Origin of the sequence: Maricaulis maris MCS10 (genome assembly GCF_000014745.1) — a bacterium.
Lineage (GTDB): Bacteria > Pseudomonadota > Alphaproteobacteria > Caulobacterales > Maricaulaceae > Maricaulis > Maricaulis maris_A.
In genome coordinates this window covers 2,122,003-2,144,913 of record NC_008347.1, presented here as the reverse complement: position 1 = coordinate 2,144,913, position 22,911 = coordinate 2,122,003, and the positions used below count along the sequence as shown (strand labels likewise).

Below are 22,911 nucleotides of genomic sequence, written 5' to 3'. Positions count from 1 at the left end.
GGCTGAAAAATTCAGCCTCATACGCATCCAGAATGGAGAGCAAAAAAATGGCACTTTCTGTCAACACCAACGCTGGGGCGATGATCGCCCTGCAGAATCTGAACAAGACGAACATGGACATGAACGAGGTTCAGAACCGCATCAATACCGGGCTGGAAGTGGCCAGTGCCAAGGACAATGGTGGTGTTTACGCCATTGCCCAGCGCATGCGCTCCCAGGTCAACGGGTATGGTGTGGTCGAGCAAAGTCTCAACCTCGCCGCGTCTGTCACCGATGTGGCTCTGGCTGCCGGTGAGGCAATTTCAGATATTCTGATCGAAATGAAGGAGAAGGCGCTCGCGGCATCTGACTCATCGCTTGATGCAGCCTCCCGGACGGCACTGAATGAAGACTTCAAGGCCCTGCGGGATCAGATCGCAACGATTACTTCTAACGCGGAATTCAACGGCACCAACCTGATCAACGGCACGGTGACCTCGATTTCCGCATTGGCCAATTCGGACGGCTCCAACACGATTCTCATCTCCGACCAGAACTTCACTCTGGCCGGTGGTACCGTGACGGTGGCGGCCGCGGCTTCCTTCGCTTCGGCTGGTGATGCGTCAACACTCGTCACCACGATCGAGACCTCTCTCGACAATCTGAACACCTCGCTTGCGAAGCTTGGTACGGCCTCGAAATCCCTTGAAATACACAAGGGTTTCGTGTCCCGCCTGAGTGATACGCTGGAGCAGGGAATTGGCAATTTGGTCGATGCCGACCTGGCCAAGGAAAGCGCAAGACTCCAGTCGCTGCAGGTCAAGCAGCAGCTGGGTGTCCAGGCGCTCTCCATCGCCAACCAGGCGCCGCAGACCATCCTGTCGTTCTTCGGCTAAGTTCGTCCGACCGGGATCGCCACTTTGGCGATCCCGGTCATTTTTTTCAGATTCGCCGGCGCTGGCGCAGACGCATGCCTGCAATCGGCCATTAACCTGATATTAATCATAAAATTTTGCCGACCGGCAGAAATTTCCTAGCGAAATTCGCCTGTGGACCGGCAAAATTTGCCGCCCAAATGGTTACTGGGCAAAGATTGACTCGGCAAAAACAGCCCTACGAATCACGCGACTCCGAGTTAACCCTTGTGGTCAATGTCCAATTGGCACCGCGCTTGCTCTTTCCTAGGCAGGGTCAGAAGACCCGGCGGGCAGAACGTCCGTACATCACCAGAATGGAAAGGGCCAAGAAATGGCTACAATCAACACGAATGCTGGCGCCATGGTTGCGCTGCAGAACCTCAATCAGACCAACCGCGACATGGAGCAAGTCCAGAGCCGCATCAACACCGGTCTGGCTGTGGCATCCGCCAAGGATAATGGCGGCGTTTACGCGATTGCCCAGAAGATGCGTTCTGACGTCAACGGCTATGCCGCTGTCGGCAACTCGCTCGATCTGGCTGCTTCTACCACCGACGTGGCTCTTGCCGCCGGTGAAGCAATTGGCGATATCCTGATCGAGATGAAGGAAAAGGCCCTGGCTGCTTCCGACTCGTCTCTCGATACGGCGTCCCGCACGGCCCTGAACGAAGACTTCAAGGCCCTTCGCGACCAGATCTCCACAATCGTCGACAATGCCGAATTCAATGGCACGAACCTGATCAACAACTCGGTTACGTCCATTTCGGCCCTGGCCAATGCTGACGGCTCCAACACGATCACGATCTCTGACCAGAACTTCTCTCTGGGCGGCGGCAATGTGACCGTTGCGGCTGCGGCTTCCTTCGCATCTGCTGGCGACGCTTCCACGCTCGTCACCACGATCGAAACCTCGCTCGACAACCTGAACGCATCGCTGGCCAAGCTCGGCACCGCGTCCAGCTCGCTCGAGATCCACAAGGGTTTCGTCGGCAAGCTGTCTGACGCCCTGGAAAAGGGTATCGGCAACCTGGTCGATGCGGACCTGGCCAAAGAGAGCGCGCGTCTTCAGTCCCTGCAGGTCAAGCAACAGCTTGGCGTTCAGGCCCTGTCGATCGCCAACTCGGCGCCCAGCACGATCCTGGGTTACTTCCGTTAATCACGGACTGGATGGCGGAGCCTCGCTCCGCCATCCGCCTCCGCGGTTGACGCGAAATTTTAGTGAGGCGCTGATGCCTCCGCGTCAGCGATTATTCAAATGGCAGAAACGGGGTTCAATCCAAAACCTGTTCCAGTGGCGCCCATCACCGAGAACAGGGACATATCTGCTGACCGCCCACGCGAAGCCGCGCGGCGGGTTGAGCCCGTCATGGATGCTGACCAAAGCGCGTCCGCCAGGCCTGCGTCGCCGGAGCGACCGGCCGAAGTCGAGCGCCTGGCAGCGGAGAGCCTCAGTAACTCCCGCCTGAAAATCCTCCAGGACGACACGTCCGGCGACTACATCTATCTGTTGATCGATCAGGATACCGGCGAGACGGTGCGGCGCTGGCCGCCCGAGAAACATGCCGACCTCATGGAATTCCTGCGCACGCGCTCGGCCGGCATTGTCGACCAGCGGGCCTGATCCCAAATAGTGGCGGCTTTTGACGCCGCCTGAACCCGGCAAATTTTGACCACCCGGGCATATGTGTCCCGGCAAGCCCCGGCGAAGATGATCAGGCCTGATGTCCTGACTTCGGCCTATTGTTCTGATTTAATTCGTAATTCCAGAGCGTGCCAAAACGGCACGCCTCTTGCGCATACCGGTTCGAACAGCCGCTGAATGGCGGTTACTGAGAACGCGGGAGAATGTCGCATGACCATGAGCGTCCACACAAATACCGGGGCGATGATCGCTCTTCAGAACCTGAACAAGACCAATGATGACATGTTGGGTGTTCAGAACCGGATCAATACCGGCCTGAAAATCTCCGGTGCCAAGGACAATGCCGCGATCTACGCCGTGGCCCAGGGCATGCGCGCCGATATCCGCGCCCTCGAAGCGGTGCAAAGCGGTCTCGACCGGGCCTCGACCATCGGCGATGTGGCCCTGGCCGCCGGCGAGTCGATTTCCGATCTCCTCGTGCAGATGCGCGAGAAGGCAACTGCAGCCATGGATCCGTCGCTCGATGCTTTCTCCCGGGCTGCCTACGACTCGGACTTCAAGGCCTTGCTCGACCAGATCAGCGGCATCCTCCAGAACGCCGAATTTGACGGTGCCAACATCCTCGACGGTTCGATTACCAATGGCATTGAATTCCTGGCCGACGCCGATGCGGCACGTTCGGTGACGTTGAAGGCGCAGGACATGAGCATTGGCGGAGCGATCCTGACGATTGCCGCCACCGCCAGCCTCGGCTCAGTGACGCTGGCCACCAATGCGGTGACCGCGATCAAGACCTCGCTGGAAAACGTCAACCAAGCCCTGGCCAATCTCGGCTCCGATACCAAGAAGCTGGAGGCCCACTCCAATTTTGTCGGCAAGCTGATGGACTCCCTGACCCGCGGGGTCGGTGACCTTGTCGATGCTGACCTGGCGGTTGAAAGTGCGAAATTACAGGCCTTGCAGGTCAAGCAACAACTGGGTGTCCAGGCGCTTTCGATTGCCAATGGCCAGCCGCAGATCATCCTCAACCTGTTCGGCGGCTAACCCGTTCAACATTCTCCACCACCACGGCGCGGCCCCCGGTTTCCGGGGGCCGTTTCCGTTTCGGCGACTCAATCCATCATTTCCGGCATCATGTGACCGGATCGCCGTACCACCGGCGTCTGCAGGGAGTATCGCGCATGTCCAGAAGCTTTTTGCCCTACGGGCGTCAGTCGATCGATGAGAGCGATATTGCCGCTGTGGTCGAGGTCCTGCGTGGCGACTGGCTGACCACCGGGCCGACCATTGACGCGCTGGAGACCGCCTTTTGTGACGCCGTTGGGGCTGAACACGCTGTCGCCTGCTCGAATGGTACGACGGCGCTGCACCTGGCGCTGGCGGCTGAAGGGGTGGCGCCGGGAGATGTCTGCATCGTGCCGGCCATCACCTTCATGGCGACAGCCAATGCCGCGCTCTATTGCGGTGCCGACATCGTCTTTGCGGATGTTGATCCGGATACCGGGCTGATGACGCCGGAGACGCTGGCCGACGCGCTCGGCCGGGCCGGTGGCAAGGTCCGCGCTGTTCTGCCGGTGCATCTGGCCGGCCAGTGCGAGGCATTGGACGAGATGGCGGTGCAGGCCGAAGCGGCCGGTGCGGTCCTGGTCGAGGACGCCTGTCATGCCGTTGGCTCGCGCTGGCGCGGTGAACCGGTCGGCAATTGCAAACATTCGCGGGCTGCCACTTTCTCCTTCCACCCGGTCAAGACGATTGCCGCCGGTGAGGGCGGCATGGTGACGACCCGTGACGGTGAGCTTGCCCGCCGCATGCGGACGCTGCGCAGTCACGGCATCGAGCGCGACCCGTCGCGGCATGAACGCCAGGCCGGTGAACCCTGGTGGCACGAGATGCAGTCGCTCGGCTGGAACTACCGCCTCAGTGATATTCAGGCGGCTCTGGCCCTGTCGCAATTGCGCCGCCTGGACAGTTTTGCCAAGCGCCGCAGCACGCTGGCGCGAGCCTATGATGCGGCATTGGCAGACAGCAATCTGTCTGTATCGCCACTGGCGCGGACGCCGCATTGCGACCCCTGTCTGCACCTATATCCGGTCCGGATCGATTTTGATGCCATCGGCCTGAGCCGGGCGGATGTCATGGCCGGGCTGGCCGAGCGGGGAGTGGGTAGCCAGGTGCACTATATCCCGGTCAGTGACCAGCCTTACTACACGGCACGTTACGGGCCGCAGGACCTGCCTGGCGCGCAGGCCTATTACGCACGCACACTGTCGCTACCGCTGTTCGTCGACATGCTGGATGAGGATCCGGCTTTCGTGATCGATAGGCTGGCGCAGGTGCTGAACGGCTAGGCCGCTGCCGCCATGCCGATCAACTGCCGCAGGGCCGTCTCGGTCAATTGCTCCGGATTGGTGTTGGAGGCGTAATTGAACCCGTCGGGCACAAGATGTCCGCCACTGGCCAGATAGCGGGCCGTCACCTTGGCTGCGTGGGCAGGCAGGATGGCAAACCGGTCATCAAGCTCGATCGTGGTGCGGGCATCGTCTTCCGGGATCATGATTTCGTGCAGCTTTTCGCCCGGCCGGATCCCGATCACCTTGTGCGGCAGGTGCGGCGCCATGGTGCGGGCCAGGTTGGCTGTGCTCATGGACGGGATTTTCGGGACGAAGATCTCGCCGCCACGCGCCATGGACAGGCTGGACAGGACGAAATTGACGCCTTGCTCCAGTGTGATCCAGAACCGCGTCATGCGCGGATCGGTGATCGGCAATTCGGTGGCTCCGGATTCGATCAGGCGGCGGAAATAGGGAATGACCGAGCCGCGTGATCCGACCACATTGCCATAGCGCACGACCGAGAAGACCGGGCCGCCTTCGCCGCCCATGTGCTGTGCGGCCGTGAATATTTTATCGGCAGCCAGTTTCGAGGCGCCATAGAGATTGATCGGGTTGGCGGCCTTGTCCGTGGACAGGGCGCAGACATGGCTGACGCCGCGCTTGATCGCGGCGCACACCACGTTTTCGGCACCCATCACATTGGTCTTGATGCACTCGAATGGATTGTATTCGGCGATCGGCACATGCTTCAGCGCCGCGGCATGGATGACGATGTCAACATCGCGCATGGCCTGGTCGAGTCGCGATGCATCGCGCACATCGCCAATGAAATAGCGCAGGAAGGGATAATCGCTGGGCGAAAAATCCTGAGCCATTTCATACTGTTTAAGCTCGTCGCGCGAAAAAATGATCAGCTTTTTCGGCTTGTACTCGGCGCAGATGGTCTCGGTCAGCTTGCGGCCGAACGAACCCGTTCCGCCGGTGACGAGTATTGTTTTGCCGTCGAGCGGCATGCGTGGGTCGAGGAAGGAGCGTTGGTTCATCATTTCCTCGAAAGACGCATCGGGCGCTGTCGTGTCTGACATGCTGGGCCTCGCGATTCGTATCCAGTGTCCGACGCTGCGCCGCCAAGGTTAACGGTACGTTAGGCATGTTCGTCAGCGCTGGACACTAGCAGATTGCCGCGTCCGTGAGCAGACCTGTTGTCGGCCATTGCCGGCCGCGCTTTTGCAGACAATTTGAAAGTCCCGATTTACCTTGTCTCGCAACACTTTCTTCGTGTTTGAGGTCCAGAGTGTAACGTCGAATGTAAAGGAAATTCGCCGTGAGCGTTATCGGACTGGATGTCGGGCTTCTGACGGGGTGGTACAATTCACGTATCAGCGCCTCGCTGGCCTCATCGACTTCATTGTCGACGGCGTCGTCTGCGCGTTCCCAGAAACCGACCGCCCCGGCGCCCTGGGAGATCGGCTCGCCGAACCTGATGACGCTGGAAGAGATGAGCCGCAAGGTTCTCGCCAACGGCATCTTCTTCAACGACCCTGACCGCGAATTCTCCGGCCTGGATGCGCCGGATGACCACAAACAGCTTTTCTCCCTGCACCAGGGCCTCAAGCGCCTCGCTTCCCTGGCCGAGGAAGCCCAGGAAAAAACGACCGCTGACAGTCGCCGTTCCTTCCTCAACAAGAGTTTCCAATCCGGCCTCGCCCAGCTGGACGGCTTTTTTGACGACATGGACCTGGAAGGCCTGACCCTGCTCAAGGGTGAGCAGTTGTCCAAGATCGAAAGCGAAGTCGCGATCGCACGCGGCACGTCGCAATATACGACCGACACGATCCATACCGGTGATTTTGATGCCGAAGTCGCCAGCCTGACCGGCGATGTCCAATTCTCGATCTCAGTGAAGAAGAGCGGCATTACCCAGACCATCGACATCAATCTGGCCGACATGGGCGGGACGACGCGCAATCTCGACAATATCTCCGACCACATCAACACCCAACTCGAAGCCGCCGGCGTGCTCTCGCGCTTCGAGCGCGCCAAGATTGGCGAGGAAAATGATGTCGGGGTAGTGCCGGGGAATAATTACGGCTTCCAGATATCCGGCGTGTCGACCGAAACCATTTCCTTTTCCGCCGCTGCAGCCAAACCGGCACTCTATTTTGCCGGCGTCTCCGGCATCAATGACAGCGCAGGCGGTCAGGTCGTCAAGCTGACGGATCTCGCCAGCGGCACGCCGCAGACCGGATACACGACACGCTTCAGTGCCGACCCAACCACCTCCGAAGTCGCCGTTGTCGGCGGTGAAGAGGGCGAGACGCGGGTCAAGCAGGAAGACAATCCGCTCGAAATCCATGCAACCACCGCCTCCGCTGATGGCGGCATCTTCGTGGTCGGCCATGCATCGGCCGCGACCGACGGCCAGGTGCTCAAGGGTGAGCAGGACCTGATCCTGGCCAAATATGATTCAACCGGCAATCGCGTCTGGAGCCGGGTGCTCGGCGCCGCCGAAAGCGCGCAAGGCCTGTCCATCGCGACCGATTCCAGTGGCAATGTGGTCGTCGCCGGCAAGGTCGAGGGCGGGCTTGGTGACACGACTGATGTTGGCGGCAGCGACAGCGTCGTTGTCAAATACTCGGCCAGCGGTGTGGAACAATGGACGCAGCGCTTTGGCGGGACAAAGGATGACCAGGCCAGCACCGTCGCCGTCGGTGATGACGGTACGGTGTATGTCGCCGGCAGTTCGGCCAGCGCATTCGGTGGTGACGCCCATGCGGGTGGCGGTTCGGACGGGTATATCCGTGCCATCGACGCCAGCGGTACGACTTTGTGGACGCGGCGGGTCGGCTCGACCGGAGAGGAGTCCGTGTCGGCGATCGCGATTGCGAGTGACGGCAATCTGGTCGTGGCAAGCCAGGAGGACGGCAACGCCGTCCTGCGCAAATTCGATGTCAGTGATGACACGTCAGCCGCGATCTGGGAGCAGGATCTGGGCGATCTGGATGATGGCCGGGTTGGTGGTCTCGCGATCGATGCGACCGGTATCTATCTGACCGGCGCGGCGGGCGGCGGGTTCGCACCAACGGCGCCGGTATCGGCGCATGCGGGCGGCGTTCGCGATGCCTTCGTGATGAAGATGACCGATGGTGGCGCACCGACGACCGATTTCCTGACCTTTGTCGGCTCGGACAAGGATGACGGTGCCGCCGATGTCCAGGTCCATGATGGCAAAATCTATATCGCCGGCAAGACGCTTGGCGGGATCAATGGCGGCACGTTGAATGGTGAGCGGGATGCGTTCGCGGCCCAGCTTGATGCCTCGACCGGAGCCGTCGACTGGACGACCCAGGTGTCCGGCCGGGGTGGGCTGGCGGATGCCAAGGGCCTCGCACTGTCGACGACCGATGACAGCGTGCTGGACTCGCTCGGACTGCCAACCGGTACACTGACCTATTCCGACAGCCGTGTGGTCACGGACCGCAGTTCGGCTCGCGAGGACGATTTCTTCTACGTCTCCGTGAATGGCGGTCGTCGCAAGAAGATTTCCATCGAAGCCGACGACACGATGCGATCGCTCAGCTTCAAGATCAACGCCAAGCTGGTGCTCGACGGTACGGCCGATGTCCGCCGTTCGGCCGAAGGCGACATGTTGCGCATCAAGGCGGCCGAAGGCTCCTCGATTGAGTTGTTTGCCGGCAGTGAAGGTCGCGATCTGTTGAAATCCCTCGGAATTTCGCCTGGCGCGATCGTCAATACCGGCTCCCTTCTCGACAAGGACGACAAGACCACCGATGCGCCGCCGCTGTTCGCGCTGGACCTGCCCACCACGATGTCGTTGGCAGAGAAAGACACTGCCGAGACGGCCATGGAAGCGATCCAGGACGCGCTCTCGAAAATCCAGCGTGCCTATCGGGACCTGACGATGGATCCGGCGCTAAAGGAACTGCTCCAGGGGCCGCAGGCGGGCAAGAGAGGCGGCACTGTTCCGGCTTACTACAATTCCCAGCTTGCCAACTACCAGGCCGGATTGGCGCGTCTGAACTCCGGTTCCGGCGGTCAGGCCAGCGCCTATTTCTAGGCGCCCTTCACAAATTGCATGACCAATAATCGCGGCGGGCACTGGCTACCGACCGACGAGCCGGCGTCGACCGGCTCGCGCAGGTCGAGTAGTTGCAGCCCCGCCTCGCGGGCCGCCGCGCAATAATCCGACACGCCATGATACCACGCCTCGATGCGCAATTCGGTCCCGTCAGCCTGCGCGAAGCGGGCCTGGCTTCCCAGCAATTGCCGGAAAGGGTGGAGCTCGGCGAGATAGAGCTGACCGCCGGGCTTGAGTACGCGAGCGGCCTCCTGAAAGACCGGAGCAAGCTCTGCGATATGCTCAAGAACCAGATTGCCGACCACCATGTCGGCCGAGCCTGAGCGGACGGGCCAAGGCTCGGTCACATCATGTTCGATGTATTCAATGTGGGAGCCGAGTTGGCGCGCCCGCGCCCGGTCGAGCATGGCACCGGAAATATCCATTGCCAGGACGTGGGCAGCGCGCCGAGCCAGGAATGCGGTATTCTTGCCGGTCCCGGCGCCGAATTCGACAATACGCCGTCCTGCCAGTTCGAGGCCGGCATTGATGAGGTAGGCTGCATCAAGATCGCGGGTCTTGTTGTCGTCGCTGTCATACTGTGCGGCCCATGCATCATAGGCCTTTGTCACAGATGAGCGGGCTCGGTGTTTCATGGCAGGGTGATGCCGCAGTCAAGGCGACCCGACAAGCCCTGCCATTGTCGAAATCAGGCCGTGCGGTTGACTGCGATAGCGAAGCTGCCGCCACGACCGGTCTGTTGCGACGCGCCGGGTCCGTAACCGCCAGCGGTCGAGCGTTGGCGTGCGGCTTCGTCGGCAATGGCTTTCACCACGCCTTCAGTGACAGTTTTCAACGCGCCGACAATCCGGCCATTCTCGGCCAGGGAGGCGTGGAAACTGGTCGTGGCATCGCGCAGGGCCTGTTTGATCGGTGCCGGAGCGCCGGAAAAGCGCGCCGGTTCCTTGCGCGCCCGCGCCACTTCGGCGCGATAGATATTGGCCAGCTGGGACTTTTCGTCCTGCAGGCCCAGCGCGTCATGCGGCCGACGGTCCTGGAAGAGGCGGGTTTCCTCATTGATCAGGTCGGTCAGGCGACGGGTCAGCTTGAGCAGGCCCTCGGCACGTTCGGCAGGGTTGCCGGCGGCAAGTTCGGTCATGATTAGATCTCCCCGGTTTCCTGATAGCGCAGGATTTCTGATGTCAGGCGGTCGGCAAGGCCAAGTCCGCCGGACTGGGCCATCACCTTGGCGTATTCCTCGTGCAGCAGGCCGGTGAAGGCGCGCTCGCCCGAGCCGCCGCCAAACGGGTTCTCCTCGCCGGTCTGAGCGAACATCTGCTCGATCATCTGCGACAGGAAGAAGCTCTCGAAGTCCTCGGCAATGGCCCGCGCTTCGGTCTCGTTGCGCGCGCCGCCTACATTCGGTGCCCCCTGGGCGCGACCGGCGCCGGTGGCATTGGCGAGTTGCAGTTCCAGCATGCCGTCCATGATTACAGCACCTCGATTTCGGCCTGCAGCGCACCCGCTGCCTTGATGGCCTGGAGGATGGTGATCATGTCGCGCGGGGTGACGCCCATGGCGTTCAGCCCGTCGACCAGCTGGCTCAGCGAGACGCTCTCTTCCAGCACGCCCAGCTGCATATTGTCCTCGGTGACCGACACATCGGTACGCGGCAGGACGACGGTTTCACCTTCGGAGAAGGGCGCCGGCTGGCTGGCGATCGGGCTTTCGGTGACCGTGATGGTCAGATTGCCTTGGGCAATGGCGACGGTGGAGACGCGGACATTCTCGCCCATCACGATGGTGCCGGTATTCTCGTCGATGATGATGCGGGCCGGGATGTCGGCCTCGACACGCAGCTGCTCGACCTCGGACAGAAGGTCGATCATGTCGCCGTCAAAATGGCTCGGGCGCTGCAGCGTGACCGTGCTGGGATTGGTGGCCCGTGCCGAGCCGGGGCCGACATAGGCATTGATCGCATCGGCCATGCGGCGGGCGGTGGTGAAGTCGGGATTGCGCAGCGACAGGCGCAGGCTGGCGCGGTTGGCAATCTCGGCCCAGGGATCAATGCCGGAGCCTTCGAACGGGTTTTCGACCAGGGCGCCATTGGCGATGCGGCCGGAGGTCGGTACGCCGCGGGTGATGCTGGCACCGTCACCGGCGGCTTCGAAGCCACCGACAGCGAGCGAGCCCTGGGCGACGGCCCAGGCGCGGCTCTGGCTGTCGAACAGCGGGGTGGCGATCAACACGCCGCCCTGCAGGCTGGAGGCGTCGCCAATGGCCGATACCGTCACATCGATGCGGCTTCCCTGCGAAGAGAAGGCCGGCAGTGAGGCCGTCACCATCACCGCGGCGACATTGCGGGTGTTCAGGTTGGCGTCGCGGGTGTTGACGTTGAAGTGTTCCAGCATCGCGTTCAGCGACTGGTTGGTGAAGGCGGCATTGCGCAGGCTGTCCCCGGAACCGTCCAGCCCCACCACCAGGCCATAGCCGACGAGGTGGTTGTCGCGGACGTCCTCGACATCGATCATGTCCTTGATGCGGGACGACGCCAGGGCGGGGGTCGCGAAGGACAGGGCGGCGAGAAGGGCAATGATCAGGCGCATTTTGCGGTCTCCGGAACAGGTTCGCCCACGACCTTGCCAGTGGCGTGCCAGTTTTCCGGATTTGGTTAATAAAATAAGACGCTGAAAAACAAAGGGTTGGCGAGTAGAGTGCTGATCGCAGGGGCGGAAAAACCCGCCACCTGCAGGTCCGGACCGGCAGTTTTTGCCGATCCAGGGGGTCAGGTTAAGGCTCTGTTAATCGCCCCGGCCGCATCCATTGGACGTCATCACGAGGAAATGATTCCCGCCATGAAAGTCTCCGGACCCAGCTCCACCAGTTCCGTTTCAGCCGGCAAGCGCAAGTCCACCTCGCGCGCCTCCGGTGAGGCGTTCAAGCTGGATTCGCCGGCCAAGGCCGGTGCCGGGATGACGGCCAGCGGTGTGTCCTCGGTGCAGTCGGTGGATGCCATTCTGGCGCTGCAAGGAGTCGAGGATTTCACCCATGCGCGCAAGCAGGCCACAGATCGCGCATTCGACATGCTGGACATGCTCGATGAGCTCAAGATCGCCCTGCTCGAGGGCGGTTTGCCACGCGCCAAGCTGGTCGCGCTGATGGACTTGCTGCAGACCCGCCGCGATGCGACCAATGACGCCCGGCTGGAAGCGGCACTCGACGAAGTTGAAACCCGGGCAGCGGTTGAACTGGCCAAGTTCAGCTAGGTCACACTTTTCGACACAAATCATTCAAGGTTTTTCGCTATTTGCTCCATGAAGTTGGTGTGGCAACAGCGTCTCCACATTGACTTGAGCGGCTCGGTGCATATTCTCCGCCCGCTTTCTGGGGGAGAGCGCTGTACCGCGTGGAGTTGAGTGGAAAGCGATGAGCGAAGCTGAACCGATCGAATTGCCCAAGGATTACTTCCCGTCGGAAGACGAGCCGTTCATGAATGACCGGCAGAAGGAATATTTCCGACGCAAGCTCATGGCCTGGAAGGATGACATCCTCCGGGAAAGCCGCTCGACGATCACCAATCTCCAGCAGGACATGGGGGCTCTGCCCGACCTGGCCGACCGTGCGTCGACCGAGACGGACCGCTCGCTCGAGCTGCGGGCCCGTGATCGTCAGCGCAAGCTGATCTCCAAGATCGACAAGGCCCTGCGCCGTCTGGAAGAGGACGAGTACGGCTATTGTGACGAGACCGGTGAGCCGATCTCGCTGGCCCGGCTCGATGCCAGGCCTGTTGCCACGCTGAGCCTCGAGGCGCAGGAGCGCCACGAGCGCAAGGAACGCGTCCACCGCGACAGCTGACGGGATCAGGCCGGAAACAATTCCGGCCGAACCGCCCAAAACCTGCGATTTCAATTAAAAAAATGGGCCGTCACGCCTATTGCGCAACGGCCCAGTGGGTCCCGATGGTGGTGGGGATTCGTTGTCCTAGAACGGCATCAGGATGTCATAGAGTTCCTGGCCGTAACGGGGGCGCTGGGCATCGGAGAGATGTCCGCGGCCACCGTAGGAAATGCGGGCTTCGGCGATTTGCGTATGGGCGATCGTATTGTCGGACCCGATGTCCTGCGGACGCGCAATGCCGGTGATGAGAAGTTCGCGCACCTCATTGTTCACGCGGACTTCCTGACGGCCGGCGATCACCAGATTGCCATTCGGCAGGACCTGGGTGACGAGGGCCGCGACGGTCAGCGAGATGCTTTCGGTGCGGTTGACGGATCCCGAACCGGCCAGCGACGAGGTCGAGCCAAGGCTGGTCATCGAGGTCGGGTCGATATTGTCGTTGAAGAAGCCGGTCAGGTCGGCGCCCAGGAAGCTGGTCAGGTCGCTGTCCTCGGCCGATGAGCGGCTGCGATTGGTGGTGTTGTTCAGCTGGGCGCTGTCGGAAATGGCGATGTTGACCGTGACGATGTCACCGACCTGGTCGGCCCGCGGATCACCGAAGAAGGTCGGCGAATTGGCGGTCCAGAGCGAGTTGTTGGCGGTCGAATTGGTCGCATAGCGCTGTTGCGGCATGCGCGGCATCGGCATGGGCAATTGCGACGGTCCGGTTCCGGCGAGATCGGCCGGGTTCTGGATCGGGGTCATCGGCGGCGTCTGGCCGACATAGGACAGACGGTCGGAGACGGCGCATGCCTGCAGGGCGGCAGCGGCGACGATGAGGGCGGCGAGTTTGCGGATCATGGCGTGATCTCCTTGATCAGAAGCTGGCGGCCGGCGAAGTGCCGACGCGGGCACGACCAGGGCCGTCGACGAGGGCCTCCACCGTGCGGTTTGATTGCAGGTTGATGAAGCGGGCAACTTCGCCGTCGGCGGCGTCTTCCATGGCGCGGGCGCGCACGGTCAGCTGGATGCCGGGAACTTCAAACATCAGGACGACCAGGTCACCGCGCTCGACCATCAAAGGGCGCTGAAGATCATAGCCACGCAGCGGCTCGTTGGGGCGCAGGGCGCGGCGTGTTTCCATGCCGATCAGGGCCTCCGGGTCGAGAATGGCATCGGGACGCAGACGGTCCGAACGATGGCTGATCCAGGTGATGTCCGAGGCCGTGATTTCCTGTCCGGATGCAACCGGACGGGCCAGGACCGGCAGTTCGACCGTCGCATAGGCTCGGCCGGTGACGCGGACTGGCTGGGCACCGTGATAGGGCGCGATTTCGGCGGCGAGCATGCCCGAGCGGCTGTCAAAGGAGAGGTCGTGGATCTCCGGTCCGCCAATGCTGTCGAGCGGGGCGTGCAGGGTCATCGCGGTGTTTGACAGTTGCACGTCGTGAACCCGTCCTTCCGAGGCAAACAGCTCGCCTTCCAGCATGTCGGCCAGCGTGTCGGCCGAGACGACGCGGCTGGCGCGCTCGATCGACAGGCGGCGCAGGCCGCCGGCATTGGCCCAGTCGAGGTCATTCTCGAGCGCGATACGACGGACATAATTGACGTCCAGCGCCGTGCGGCTGCCTGGCGCCGGCGCGCGGGCCAGAACGATGTCGGCTTGCGCTCCGGTGATGTCGAACAGGTCGCCCAGCGTGATATGGGCGCTGTCGACGCGGATGGTTTCGCGCAACACGACGGCTTCGGCCGCGAGCGCGGAGGAGGTCGCAAACGGGGCCGTGGTGAGGCAGGCGAGTGCGATGAGGCTTGTGCGGATCATCTATCTCTCCCGTTAGCGAAGGTTGGAGGAAGCGGCCATCATCTCGTCGGATGCGGTGATGACGCGGGCGTTCATTTCATAGGCGCGCTGGGCCTGGATCAGGGCGGTGATTTCTGACACCGAATTGACGTTCGAGGTCTCGACAAAGCCCTGCTGGATATCGCCGAAGCCCGGCGAACCCGGCGTTCCGAGTGACGCTGAGCCAGAGGCCGCTGTTTCCAGGAAAAGATTGCCCCCAATGGCTTCAAGGCCAGCCTGATTGAAGAAGGTCGCCAATTCGATCTGGCCTACGGTCTGCATGTCCGTTTGACCGTCGATCTGCACCTGGACCTGACCCTGAATATTGATTTCGATCTGGCGGGCGCCGTTAGGAATGGCGATGCCCGGCGCGACGGTATAGCCCTCCGAGGTGACCAGCTCGCCATCACCGCTCACTGCAAAATTGCCGGCGCGGGTAAAGCCATCGGAGCCATCGGGCATTTGAACCCGGAAATAGCCTTCGCCGGACACGGCGAGGTCAAACGGATTGCCGGTATTCGACAGCGCACCTTGTTCGGTGATGCGGTAGATGGAAGCTGTTTGCACGCCTAGACCGACCTGGACGCCAGTCGGCACGATCGTCCCGGCGTCGGAGCTGGCGGCACCCATCTGCTGGACATTCTGGTAGAGCAGGTCCTGGAACTCGGCCCGCTGGCGCTTGAACCCGGTGGTGTTCATGTTGGCCAGGTTGTTCGAGATCACTTCGACATTCAGCTGTTGGGCCTGCATGCCGGTGGCGGCGGTGGTGAGAGCACGCATATTCGTTCTCCTCCGATCAGATCCGGCCAAGGCGCTCGATGGCGCGCTTGCTCAGGTCTTCTGCTTGTTCAAGGAATTTCGAGACCGACTGGTAGCTGCGCATGACAGACATCATGTCGGTGAGTTCGAGGATCGACTGCACGTTGGACTGCTCGACAAAGCCCTGGCTCACCGTCGCATCGATCATGGCCAGCGGCTCGTTGGCCGGATCCTCGATCGGCGGGATGGTGTAGCGGCCATTGCCCTGCTTGGACATTTCCGAGCGGTTGGCGATCTCGAACACGCCGATCCGGCCGATCTGCTGGTCGTTCTGCATGATCATGCCGCCCTCGACGATCTGGACACTGCCGGCGGAGGCGTCGATCAGGATCGGGCCGCGGGTGTCGGCGTCAAGAACGGGCGCGCCGTCGGAGGCGACCAGCTGGCCGGCGCCATCAAGGCGGAAGCGGCCGTCACGGGTGAATTGCTCTTCGCCATTCGACTCGACGGCGAAGAAGCCGCCGCCATCAATGGCGAGATCAAATTCGCGACCGGTGAAGGCGAGTTCGCCCTGGCGGAAATCGCGAGCCATGCCCCAGGTATTGACGAACTGGATGTCGGCCGGTCCGTCATCATGCGTGGCAGTCGGTGCAGCGCGGTTTTCCAGCAGCAGGGATTCAACCTTGAAGCCGGCTGTATTGGCGTTGGCGATATTGTTGGCCACGACGTCCATAGACCGGCGAAGGGTCATCTGGCGCGAGAGGCCGATCATCATTGCGTTGTCCATCGGGCGGTTCCTTTCTGGAGCCTGGGGTCCGCCGTCGTCATTGCGCGGCAGTTGCCAGTGCTGCTGCACGCGGCGTGCCAAGGTTAATTTTCATGGAAAACAAGAGGTTGACGGGGAGGGGGTGGCAAGCCCGGCAAGCCTTTCCGGCAAAGACCGTCACGGCAGGGGGAAGAAGTTGCCGGGTCGCCGCCAATCACTACGAAACGTTAACCGCGCTGGTCGTTAATGGGATCAGATGATTCCCCCGACTGGGAGCCTGGTCATGGCTGACGACAACGAAGAGATCGAAGACGACGCCGAAGGCGAAGAGGCGCCGAAGAAGAACCCATTGAAATTGGTGCTCTTTATCGGTCTTCCCGTTCTGATCCTGCTGCTCGCGGGTGTCGGCGGTTTCATGATGTTCGCCGGTGGTGGCGACGACGAGGAACAGCATGCCGATGCCGGTCATGGTGAGGATGCGGATGGCCATGGTGCCGCCGACAGCCATGCCACTGACGAAGTATATTATTATGATCTGCGCGAGGGCGACGGCACCGAAGAGACGATCACCACCAATATCCGGTCGGTGACCGGGCGTCCGGTCATCGTCCAGCTGAAAATCTCCTTCGAGTCGAGCCGGTCGGATCTCGGTCCGATCCTGGAAGAGCATTACGACCCGGTCATGGACCAGTTCATCATGTTCTTGCGTGAGCTGCGTGAGGACGATCTCTACGGGTCGGCGGGCATGCACCGCGTGAAGCTGGAACTGCTGCGCCGGGTCAACCTGGCCATCGAGCCGGACCAGATCGATGCGGTCTGGATCCAGGAATTCATGATTGTCGACTAGGCCGATGACGACCAACGGAAAGCACACGCATGTCTGACGATATGGACCAAGATGCACTGGCGGCCGAATGGGAAGCCATGGCCGAGGACGGAGACGACCTCGACCTGGCGTCCGAATGGGAGGCGATGGTCGGTGCCGAGGATGATGAGCAGGACCTGCCGACAGTTGGCGGTGGGGCCGAGCGCATCCTCAACCAGGACGAGATCGACAGCCTGCTCGGCTTCTCGCTCTCCGATGACGACGCTGCGGACAAGTCCGGTATCCGCGCGATCATCAATTCCGCCCTGGTCTCCTACGAACGCCTGCCGATGCTGGAGATCGTCTTTGACCGCCTTGTGCGCTTGATGACGACCTCGCTGCGCAATTTCACCTCGGACAATGTCGAGGTCTCGCTCGACAATATTTCCTCGATCCGGTTCGGCGATTATCTCAATTCAATCCCGCTGCCAGCCATCCTGGCCGTGTTCCGGGCCCAGCAGCTCGACAATTACGGCCTGCTGACCGTCGACTCCAACCTGATCTACTCGATTGTGGACGTGCTGCTCGGCGGTCGCCGAGGCACGTCGGCCATGCGGATTGAAGGTCGGCCCTACACCACGATCGAACGGATGCTCGTCCAGCGCATGATCGAAGTCGTTCTGGGCGATGCCAAACAGGCCTTCGCACCGCTGACCGATGTCGAATTTGACCTCGAGCGTGTCGAGACCAATCCGCGCTTTGCCGCTATTGCCCGACCGGCCAATGCGGCCATCCTGGTCAAGCTGCGGATCGACATGGAAGACCGCGGCGGTCGAATCGAGCTTCTTCTTCCCTATGCGACTCTGGAGCCGATCCGGAAAATGCTGCTCCAGCAGTTCATGGGGGAAAAATTCGGACGTGATAATATCTGGGAAGGCCACCTGGCGACCGAACTCTGGTCGACCAAGATGGAAGTCCAGGCCGTGCTCGACGAGCAGCGTGTGTCCCTGGGCACCGTGGCCAATCTGAAAGTGGGTGACACGCTCTATCTCGACGCGTCGCCGAGCAGTGATGTCGAACTGCGCTGCGGTCAGGTCCCCCTGACCCGCGGCCGCATGGGGCGCATCGGACACAATGTTGCCCTACGCTTGAGCGGACCGCTCTCGCCGGGAGCCAAAAAAGCCATGATGAGGTTTGCATGACACTCGCCGCCCTGATTTTTGAAGGCCTCGTTGCTGCGCTGCTGGTTGTGGCTGTGGTCATGTGCTGGCGCGTGGATCGCCGTCTGAACGCCCTGAAAAAGGGCCAGGACGGCGTGCGCGAGTCGGTGATCGCCCTCAATGAGGCAACCGATCGTGCCCGCGCCAGCCTTGGCGCTCTGGAGCGTGCCACCGCACAGTCCGTCGACGTGCTGGAAAAGCGTGTCAGCGAAGCGCGGACCCTGGCCGATGAACTCCACCTGGTGACCGGCAATGTCGACCGCAAGGCCGACAGCCTGGCCCAGCGTCGAGCGCCGCGTCGCCGCGCTGCCGATATTTTCCCGGACGGTGCCGGCTCCCGCGTCATCAATGATCTCAAGGATGTGAGGTAGATCCATGCGCGAACCCCTTCGCTTCCTCACCGTGCTGGCCGTCCTGATGGGCGGTCTGTTGGGCCTCAAGACGCTGTCGATCGCCAACGGGGCGGCCGACTGGTGGGAGGCCCAGGGCAGTGCCATGGCCGCCGAGGTCACCGAGCAGGCTCAGGACGAGGACGTTGCGGGTGAGGGCGAGGATGCGCCCATCATGCCGGCCGACCATGCGGCTCCCGCGCCGGCCGAGGATGAGCCAAGTGCGTCGGACGTCTCTGCGGCCTTTGCCGAACGGATTGCCAGTGGTGTCCGGACCGCCGAGGAAGAGCGTGTCATCTACCGCCTGCGCGAACGCTCTTCCGAGCTCGACAGTCGTGAACGGGAGCTGGAGACCCGCGAAGCGCTGATGCTGGCGATGGAGCAGCGGGTGGACACCAAGATCACCGAGCTCAACGCCCTGCGGACCCAGATTGAAAGCCTGTCGGGCGAGCTGTCGGACCGCGAGAACGAAGACATGGACGTGATTGTCGCCTGGTACTCCGCCATGGACCCGCGTGACTCGTCCGAGCGCATCGCGACCCTCGACATGGACACACAGCTGCAGATTGCCTCGCGCATGTCGCAACGTGTTTTTGGCGCGATCCTCGCCGAGATGAATACCGGCGCGGCGGCCGCCCTGACCGAGCGCATGGCGCGCCGGTCGGACCTGCCGGACACCGTGGCCGAGCTGGAGGCGCGGATTGCCGAGGCCGACTAGATATACGGCCGGCCTTGCCGGATGCGTCCTGCCGCTGTTGCTGGCCTCAACAGCCCTGGCCCAGTCGCCAGCCACGCTCAGTGTCGAGCGCGGCAATAATTCCCTGCGCCTGCTGATCGACTATGACGATAGTGTCGCCGACCGTCTGCCGACCGCCGATGTCAGCGTCGAACACACCGTCCTGATTGCCCGATTGAGCGAACCGCTTGATGCCGATGTTGCGTCCCTGGTCGGGTCGCTTGAAGGCCTGGCCGCCCGGGCCCGTCTGGACCCCGACGGATCGACCTTGCGCATCGCCCTCAACCAGACGGTCGATGCCTATACCTCCGCCAGCTATGACCAGGTCGCGATTGATTTTGTGCCTGTGGGTGGCAGCCGTCCTGCCGACATTGTCTCGCCGCGCGAGGCTCGCGAGATCGAGGCCGCGCGACTGGCTGCCGAGCAGGCCGCCCTGCCGCCGCCACCGCCACCGCCCGCCGAGGCCCTGCCGGTCCAATACCGCGTCGGCCAGGCGACGGAATACACACGGATCGAATTGTTGTGGCCGCGTGAAGTCGAGGTCTCGGTCAGCCAGTCAGGCGATGTGGCGGAAGTGCGCTTCGCGGAACCCGCCGACATCGATCTGAGCCGTCTGGCGGGATCGCCGCCGCGCTTTCTCAATGGATTGAGTGCGACCCGCGACGGCGACGAGTTCGTGCTGACGCTGGATGTCGAACCCGGTGTCCAGGTCCGTGCCTGGGGTGAGGGGGGGCGTGTCGCGATCGATCTGCCGGACCCGGCCTTCGCGGACGCCGAGACCCTGTTGGCGCAGATCGAGGCCGCTGCCGGTGCTCAAATCGAGACGGACGAGATCGCCAGCGATGATGAAAGACAGGCTGAGGCTGAACCGGTTGCTGTTCCGCGTCCGCAACGCCCCGCCACGCAGTCTGCCGCGGAGCCGGTGCCGGTCGTTGCCGAAGCCCCGCCACCCGCCGCCGCTCCTGCTGACAATCGTCCAGCGGAGCTGTCAGCCCAGCCGTCCGGTGGCAACCCGGTCCCCGCTGACGGCGTTGTGCAGGCCGAGGTCTCTGATTTCAATGGCGATCTGAGGATCGACTTCAACTGGCAGGCGCCGCTCGGCATGGCAGTCTTCCGGCGCGGCGAAGCGGTCTGGGTGGTGTTTGATGCCGCCGCCGAGCTCGACCTGCGCGAACTCGACGGCGCCAGCCGTCGCCACATCCGTAATTTCGCCGGGGTCAATGGCGAGACCTATAGTGCCGCGCGACTGATCGTGCCGGCCACTTCGCAGGCCGAAGCCCGTCTGGATGGCAATCGCTGGACCGTTGTCCTTTCAGAGCGGATCGACGCGCCGCCGCGTCCGATCAATGTGCGCCGGGATGCCCGTCGCGGTCGGCCCGGTCGCATCCTGATGGACATGTCCAGCGCCCACGCGATCCGCTGGATCGATGATCCGGTGGTCGGTGACATGATCGGCGTGATCACGGCGCTCGGTCCGATCCAGGGACTGGCCGCTCGAAGTGAATTTGTCGGCGGGGCCCTGCTGCCCAGTGCCCAGGGCGGAGCAGTCCAGGCTATCGCTGAAGATATCGAGATTACCCTGATCGGTAGCGGTGCCGCGATCAGCCGTCCCAGCGGGCTGAACCTGACGCCAGCCGCCACGGCAGGCCGGGTTGATGCCGAAAGCTCGGTTCTGGCCAATATTTCATCGCCGGCCTTGATGTATTTCGATGCCTGGCGTGGAACGGGCCCGTATCTGGATGAATGGAATGCGCGCCTGCGTCGCACAGCGCTGGAAGATGGCACGGATGGCCAGATCGCGCTGGCGCGATTCCTTCTGGCCCGTGATCTGGCGCCTGAAGCGCTCGGCATGGCCGAACTGGCCGTAGCTGCCGAACCGCAACTGGTCGATGATCCTCACGTGCGGTCGCTGCAGGCCGTCGCCAGCTATATGTTGCACCGTCCCGAGGATGCCTCTGCCTACCTGTCGCATGCCTCCCTGGCCCAGGACCCCGCTGCCGATCTCTGGCGAGCCATGGTCGCGGTCAGTGAAGAGCGCTGGCAGGATGCTCGCCGCCGGTTCAATACCGGCGAGGCGACCGTCTATCACTACCCGCCGGAATGGCAGGCGCGCTTCAATGCCGCTCATGCCCGCGCCGCACTGGAGCTGGGCGACACCGCCGCCGCACAGGACTATCTCTACGCCGTCGAGGCCGGAGATCCGGACTGGCGGACGCGCCTGGATGCGCGTTATGTCGCGGCCCGTGTCGCCGAGGCCAGCGGCAACCGGACCGAGGCGATCCGCCGTTTCGAGGAATTGTCGGAATCCGGCCATCCCGAGTCCGAGGCCCGAGCCCTTTTCGACCTTTACCGGCTACAGCTTGACGAGGGTGTGATCAGTCGCACCGTTGCCATCGAGAATCTGGAGAATCTCCGCTTCCGCTGGCGTGGTGACACGATCGAGCTGGAAACGGTCCGCACCCTTGGCGAACTCTATGTCCAGGCCGGTGATTTCGCCGGCGGGCTGGAGACCATGGCCACGGCCCAGGCGCGTTTCCCCGAATCCGAAGCTGGACGCCGTATCGGCGAGGACATGGTGTCGATCTTCCGCCGCCTCTTCCTCGATGGCGAGGCGGACCGCATGGACCCGGTCGAGGCGGTCGCCATCTTCTACCAGTATCAACACCTGGCCCCGATCGGTGCCGATGGCGATCGCATGATCCGTCGCCTGGCCGACCGGTTGATTGCCTTTGATCTGCTCGACCCGGCCGCTGAGCTGTTGCAGCATCAGGTCGATTATCGCCTGCGAGAGCCACTCGCACGCGCCCGCGTGGCGACCGATCTGGCCATCGTCTACCTGATGGACCGTCGCTATGAAGACGCCCTCAACACCATCCGCCGTTCACGCATCGCCGGTCTGCCAGAAGTGCTGGTCGATGAGCGCTACCTGCTGGAGGCCCGCGCCCTGTCCGAGTTGGGGCGGTCGGATCAGGCGCTGGAATTGATCGCCTCGGACCAGTCCGAGGCCGCCAGCCGCCTGCGCGCCGATGTTGCCTGGACCCAGCGCGACTGGCGCAATGCCGGTCGCCGGCTGGAAGGTATTCTGGGCAATCGTCATTCGGACCCTGCACCGCTGGTGCCAACCGAGGAAGACGACCTCCTGCGTGCTGCCATCGCCTATAGCCTGTCGCGGGACACGGCGAGCGCGGTCCGCCTTGGGCAACGTTATGGCGAAGCCATGGCCCAGACCGACCAGGCCGCCGCGTTCAGCCTCCTGACCGATGATGACGCAACCCCCGGCAATGTCCGCTTCTCCGACATGGCGTCCCGCATCGCCAGCATCGATACGCTGGACGCCTTCATGGAGCCCTTCCGGGCGCGCTTTGTGAATGGTGGTGGGCCGAGCTAGCTGACGCTCCTCCTTCTCCAGACATGCGCACGGTTTCTCGTCTCCGCACGCTCTTGCGCCGAAGTGTGGGAGGGAACGGGATGTCGGCGGACACCGGGGTGTCCTGTTGGTGGTATGCGGTGTCCGTGATGTCCTCGACATCCCGTTCTCGGAGATTTCCCGGACGCTCTCGCCCCCGATTCC

The 22,911-nt window shown here is 62.5% G+C and carries 22 protein-coding genes; 13 read left to right on the top strand and 9 right to left on the bottom strand.

Annotation, left to right across the window (positions count from 1 at the left end; genetic code table 11):
* The first annotated feature begins 47 nt into the window (after positions 1 to 47).
* The 5 genes from MMAR10_RS10190 to pseC all read left to right on the top strand — a co-directional run bounded on the left by MMAR10_RS10190 (position 48) and on the right by pseC (position 4,886).
* Positions 48 to 875 carry a flagellin gene (locus tag MMAR10_RS10190; protein WP_011643899.1) on the top strand — a complete coding sequence of 276 codons (828 nt, stop codon included), beginning with the start codon at positions 48 to 50 and terminating at the stop codon, positions 873 to 875.
* Positions 876 to 1,227: 352 nt separating this feature from the next.
* Positions 1,228 to 2,052 (top strand): flagellin, encoded by an 825-nt coding sequence (locus tag MMAR10_RS10185; RefSeq protein WP_011643898.1) that lies wholly within the window; start codon positions 1,228 to 1,230, stop codon positions 2,050 to 2,052.
* A gap of 210 nt (positions 2,053 to 2,262) precedes the next feature.
* Positions 2,263 to 2,517: a flagellar protein FlaG gene (locus tag MMAR10_RS10180; protein WP_041636927.1), complete on the top strand. Its 255-nt coding sequence runs from the start codon at positions 2,263 to 2,265 to the stop codon at positions 2,515 to 2,517.
* Positions 2,518 to 2,748: 231 nt separating this feature from the next.
* The gene (locus MMAR10_RS10175; protein WP_011643896.1) at positions 2,749 to 3,582 is read left to right on the top strand and encodes a flagellin; all 834 of its coding nucleotides are present in this window, start codon (positions 2,749 to 2,751) and stop codon (positions 3,580 to 3,582) included.
* 137 nt (positions 3,583 to 3,719) lie between these two features.
* The gene (gene pseC / locus MMAR10_RS10170) at positions 3,720 to 4,886 is read left to right on the top strand and encodes a UDP-4-amino-4,6-dideoxy-N-acetyl-beta-L-altrosamine transaminase (protein ID WP_011643895.1); all 1,167 of its coding nucleotides are present in this window, start codon (positions 3,720 to 3,722) and stop codon (positions 4,884 to 4,886) included.
* On the opposite strand, the gene pseB is transcribed toward pseC, so the two are convergent.
* Positions 4,883 to 5,956, bottom strand: a complete 1,074-nt coding sequence (gene pseB, locus MMAR10_RS10165) for a UDP-N-acetylglucosamine 4,6-dehydratase (inverting) (RefSeq protein WP_011643894.1) — start codon at positions 5,954 to 5,956, stop codon at positions 4,883 to 4,885. The genes pseC and pseB overlap by 4 nt on opposite strands.
* A gap of 239 nt (positions 5,957 to 6,195) precedes the next feature.
* On the opposite strand from pseB, the gene MMAR10_RS10160 reads away from it, so the two are divergent.
* Positions 6,196 to 8,949, top strand: a complete 2,754-nt coding sequence (locus MMAR10_RS10160; protein WP_011643893.1) for a hypothetical protein — start codon at positions 6,196 to 6,198, stop codon at positions 8,947 to 8,949.
* Here MMAR10_RS10160 and MMAR10_RS10155 read toward each other — a convergent pair.
* Genes MMAR10_RS10155 through MMAR10_RS10140 form a run of 4 tightly spaced genes read right to left on the bottom strand, consistent with a single transcriptional unit; the run spans position 8,946 to position 11,555 of the window.
* Positions 8,946 to 9,605 (bottom strand): class I SAM-dependent methyltransferase, encoded by a 660-nt coding sequence (locus MMAR10_RS10155; RefSeq protein WP_011643892.1) that lies wholly within the window; start codon positions 9,603 to 9,605, stop codon positions 8,946 to 8,948. The genes MMAR10_RS10160 and MMAR10_RS10155 overlap by 4 nt on opposite strands.
* A gap of 53 nt (positions 9,606 to 9,658) precedes the next feature.
* On the bottom strand, positions 9,659 to 10,108 hold the full coding sequence (locus MMAR10_RS10150) for a hypothetical protein (RefSeq protein WP_011643891.1): 450 nt from the start codon (positions 10,106 to 10,108) through the stop codon (positions 9,659 to 9,661).
* A gap of 2 nt (positions 10,109 to 10,110) precedes the next feature.
* Complete coding sequence (locus MMAR10_RS10145; protein WP_011643890.1) at positions 10,111 to 10,437, bottom strand: rod-binding protein; 327 nt, start codon at positions 10,435 to 10,437, stop codon at positions 10,111 to 10,113.
* A 2-nt stretch (positions 10,438 to 10,439) separates the two neighbouring features.
* Positions 10,440 to 11,555, bottom strand: a complete 1,116-nt coding sequence (locus tag MMAR10_RS10140; protein WP_011643889.1) for a flagellar basal body P-ring protein FlgI — start codon at positions 11,553 to 11,555, stop codon at positions 10,440 to 10,442.
* A 249-nt stretch (positions 11,556 to 11,804) separates the two neighbouring features.
* On the opposite strand from MMAR10_RS10140, the gene MMAR10_RS10135 reads away from it, so the two are divergent.
* Complete coding sequence (locus tag MMAR10_RS10135) at positions 11,805 to 12,215, top strand: flagellar assembly protein FliX (RefSeq protein ID WP_011643888.1); 411 nt, start codon at positions 11,805 to 11,807, stop codon at positions 12,213 to 12,215.
* Positions 12,216 to 12,375: 160 nt separating this feature from the next.
* Complete coding sequence (gene dksA, locus MMAR10_RS10130; protein WP_011643887.1) at positions 12,376 to 12,804, top strand: RNA polymerase-binding protein DksA; 429 nt, start codon at positions 12,376 to 12,378, stop codon at positions 12,802 to 12,804.
* Between the two features lie 126 nt (positions 12,805 to 12,930).
* Here dksA and flgH read toward each other — a convergent pair whose 3' ends face one another.
* From flgH to MMAR10_RS10110, 4 genes are read right to left on the bottom strand one after another with little or no spacing between them, the layout of a single operon-like run.
* On the bottom strand, positions 12,931 to 13,686 hold the full coding sequence (gene flgH, locus MMAR10_RS10125) for a flagellar basal body L-ring protein FlgH (RefSeq protein ID WP_011643886.1): 756 nt from the start codon (positions 13,684 to 13,686) through the stop codon (positions 12,931 to 12,933).
* A 16-nt stretch (positions 13,687 to 13,702) separates the two neighbouring features.
* Entirely contained in the window at positions 13,703 to 14,647 is a 945-nt protein-coding gene (gene flgA, locus MMAR10_RS10120) for a flagellar basal body P-ring formation chaperone FlgA (RefSeq protein WP_011643885.1), read from the bottom strand.
* 12 nt (positions 14,648 to 14,659) lie between these two features.
* Entirely contained in the window at positions 14,660 to 15,445 is a 786-nt protein-coding gene (gene flgG / locus MMAR10_RS10115) for a flagellar basal-body rod protein FlgG (protein WP_011643884.1), read from the bottom strand.
* Positions 15,446 to 15,461: 16 nt separating this feature from the next.
* Positions 15,462 to 16,211: a flagellar hook-basal body complex protein gene (locus MMAR10_RS10110; RefSeq protein ID WP_011643883.1), complete on the bottom strand. Its 750-nt coding sequence runs from the start codon at positions 16,209 to 16,211 to the stop codon at positions 15,462 to 15,464.
* 262 nt (positions 16,212 to 16,473) lie between these two features.
* Here MMAR10_RS10110 and MMAR10_RS16255 point away from each other — a divergent pair, with 262 nt between their 5' ends.
* From MMAR10_RS16255 to MMAR10_RS10085, 5 genes are read left to right on the top strand one after another with little or no spacing between them, the layout of a single operon-like run.
* Positions 16,474 to 17,037, top strand: a complete 564-nt coding sequence (locus MMAR10_RS16255; RefSeq protein ID WP_049755711.1) for a flagellar basal body-associated FliL family protein — start codon at positions 16,474 to 16,476, stop codon at positions 17,035 to 17,037.
* A gap of 29 nt (positions 17,038 to 17,066) precedes the next feature.
* Positions 17,067 to 18,197, top strand: coding sequence for a flagellar motor switch protein FliM (fliM, locus tag MMAR10_RS10100; RefSeq protein ID WP_011643881.1), 1,131 nt, complete (start codon positions 17,067 to 17,069; stop codon positions 18,195 to 18,197).
* Entirely contained in the window at positions 18,194 to 18,586 is a 393-nt protein-coding gene (locus MMAR10_RS10095; RefSeq protein ID WP_011643880.1) for a DUF6468 domain-containing protein, read from the top strand. Before fliM ends, MMAR10_RS10095 begins: the two co-directional genes overlap by 4 nt.
* A gap of 4 nt (positions 18,587 to 18,590) precedes the next feature.
* Entirely contained in the window at positions 18,591 to 19,322 is a 732-nt protein-coding gene (locus MMAR10_RS16250) for a MotE family protein (protein WP_011643879.1), read from the top strand.
* Positions 19,306 to 22,728, top strand: a complete 3,423-nt coding sequence (locus MMAR10_RS10085) for a hypothetical protein (protein WP_011643878.1) — start codon at positions 19,306 to 19,308, stop codon at positions 22,726 to 22,728. The genes MMAR10_RS16250 and MMAR10_RS10085 overlap by 17 nt, the downstream gene beginning before the upstream one ends.
* Positions 22,729 to 22,911 lie beyond the last annotated feature (183 nt).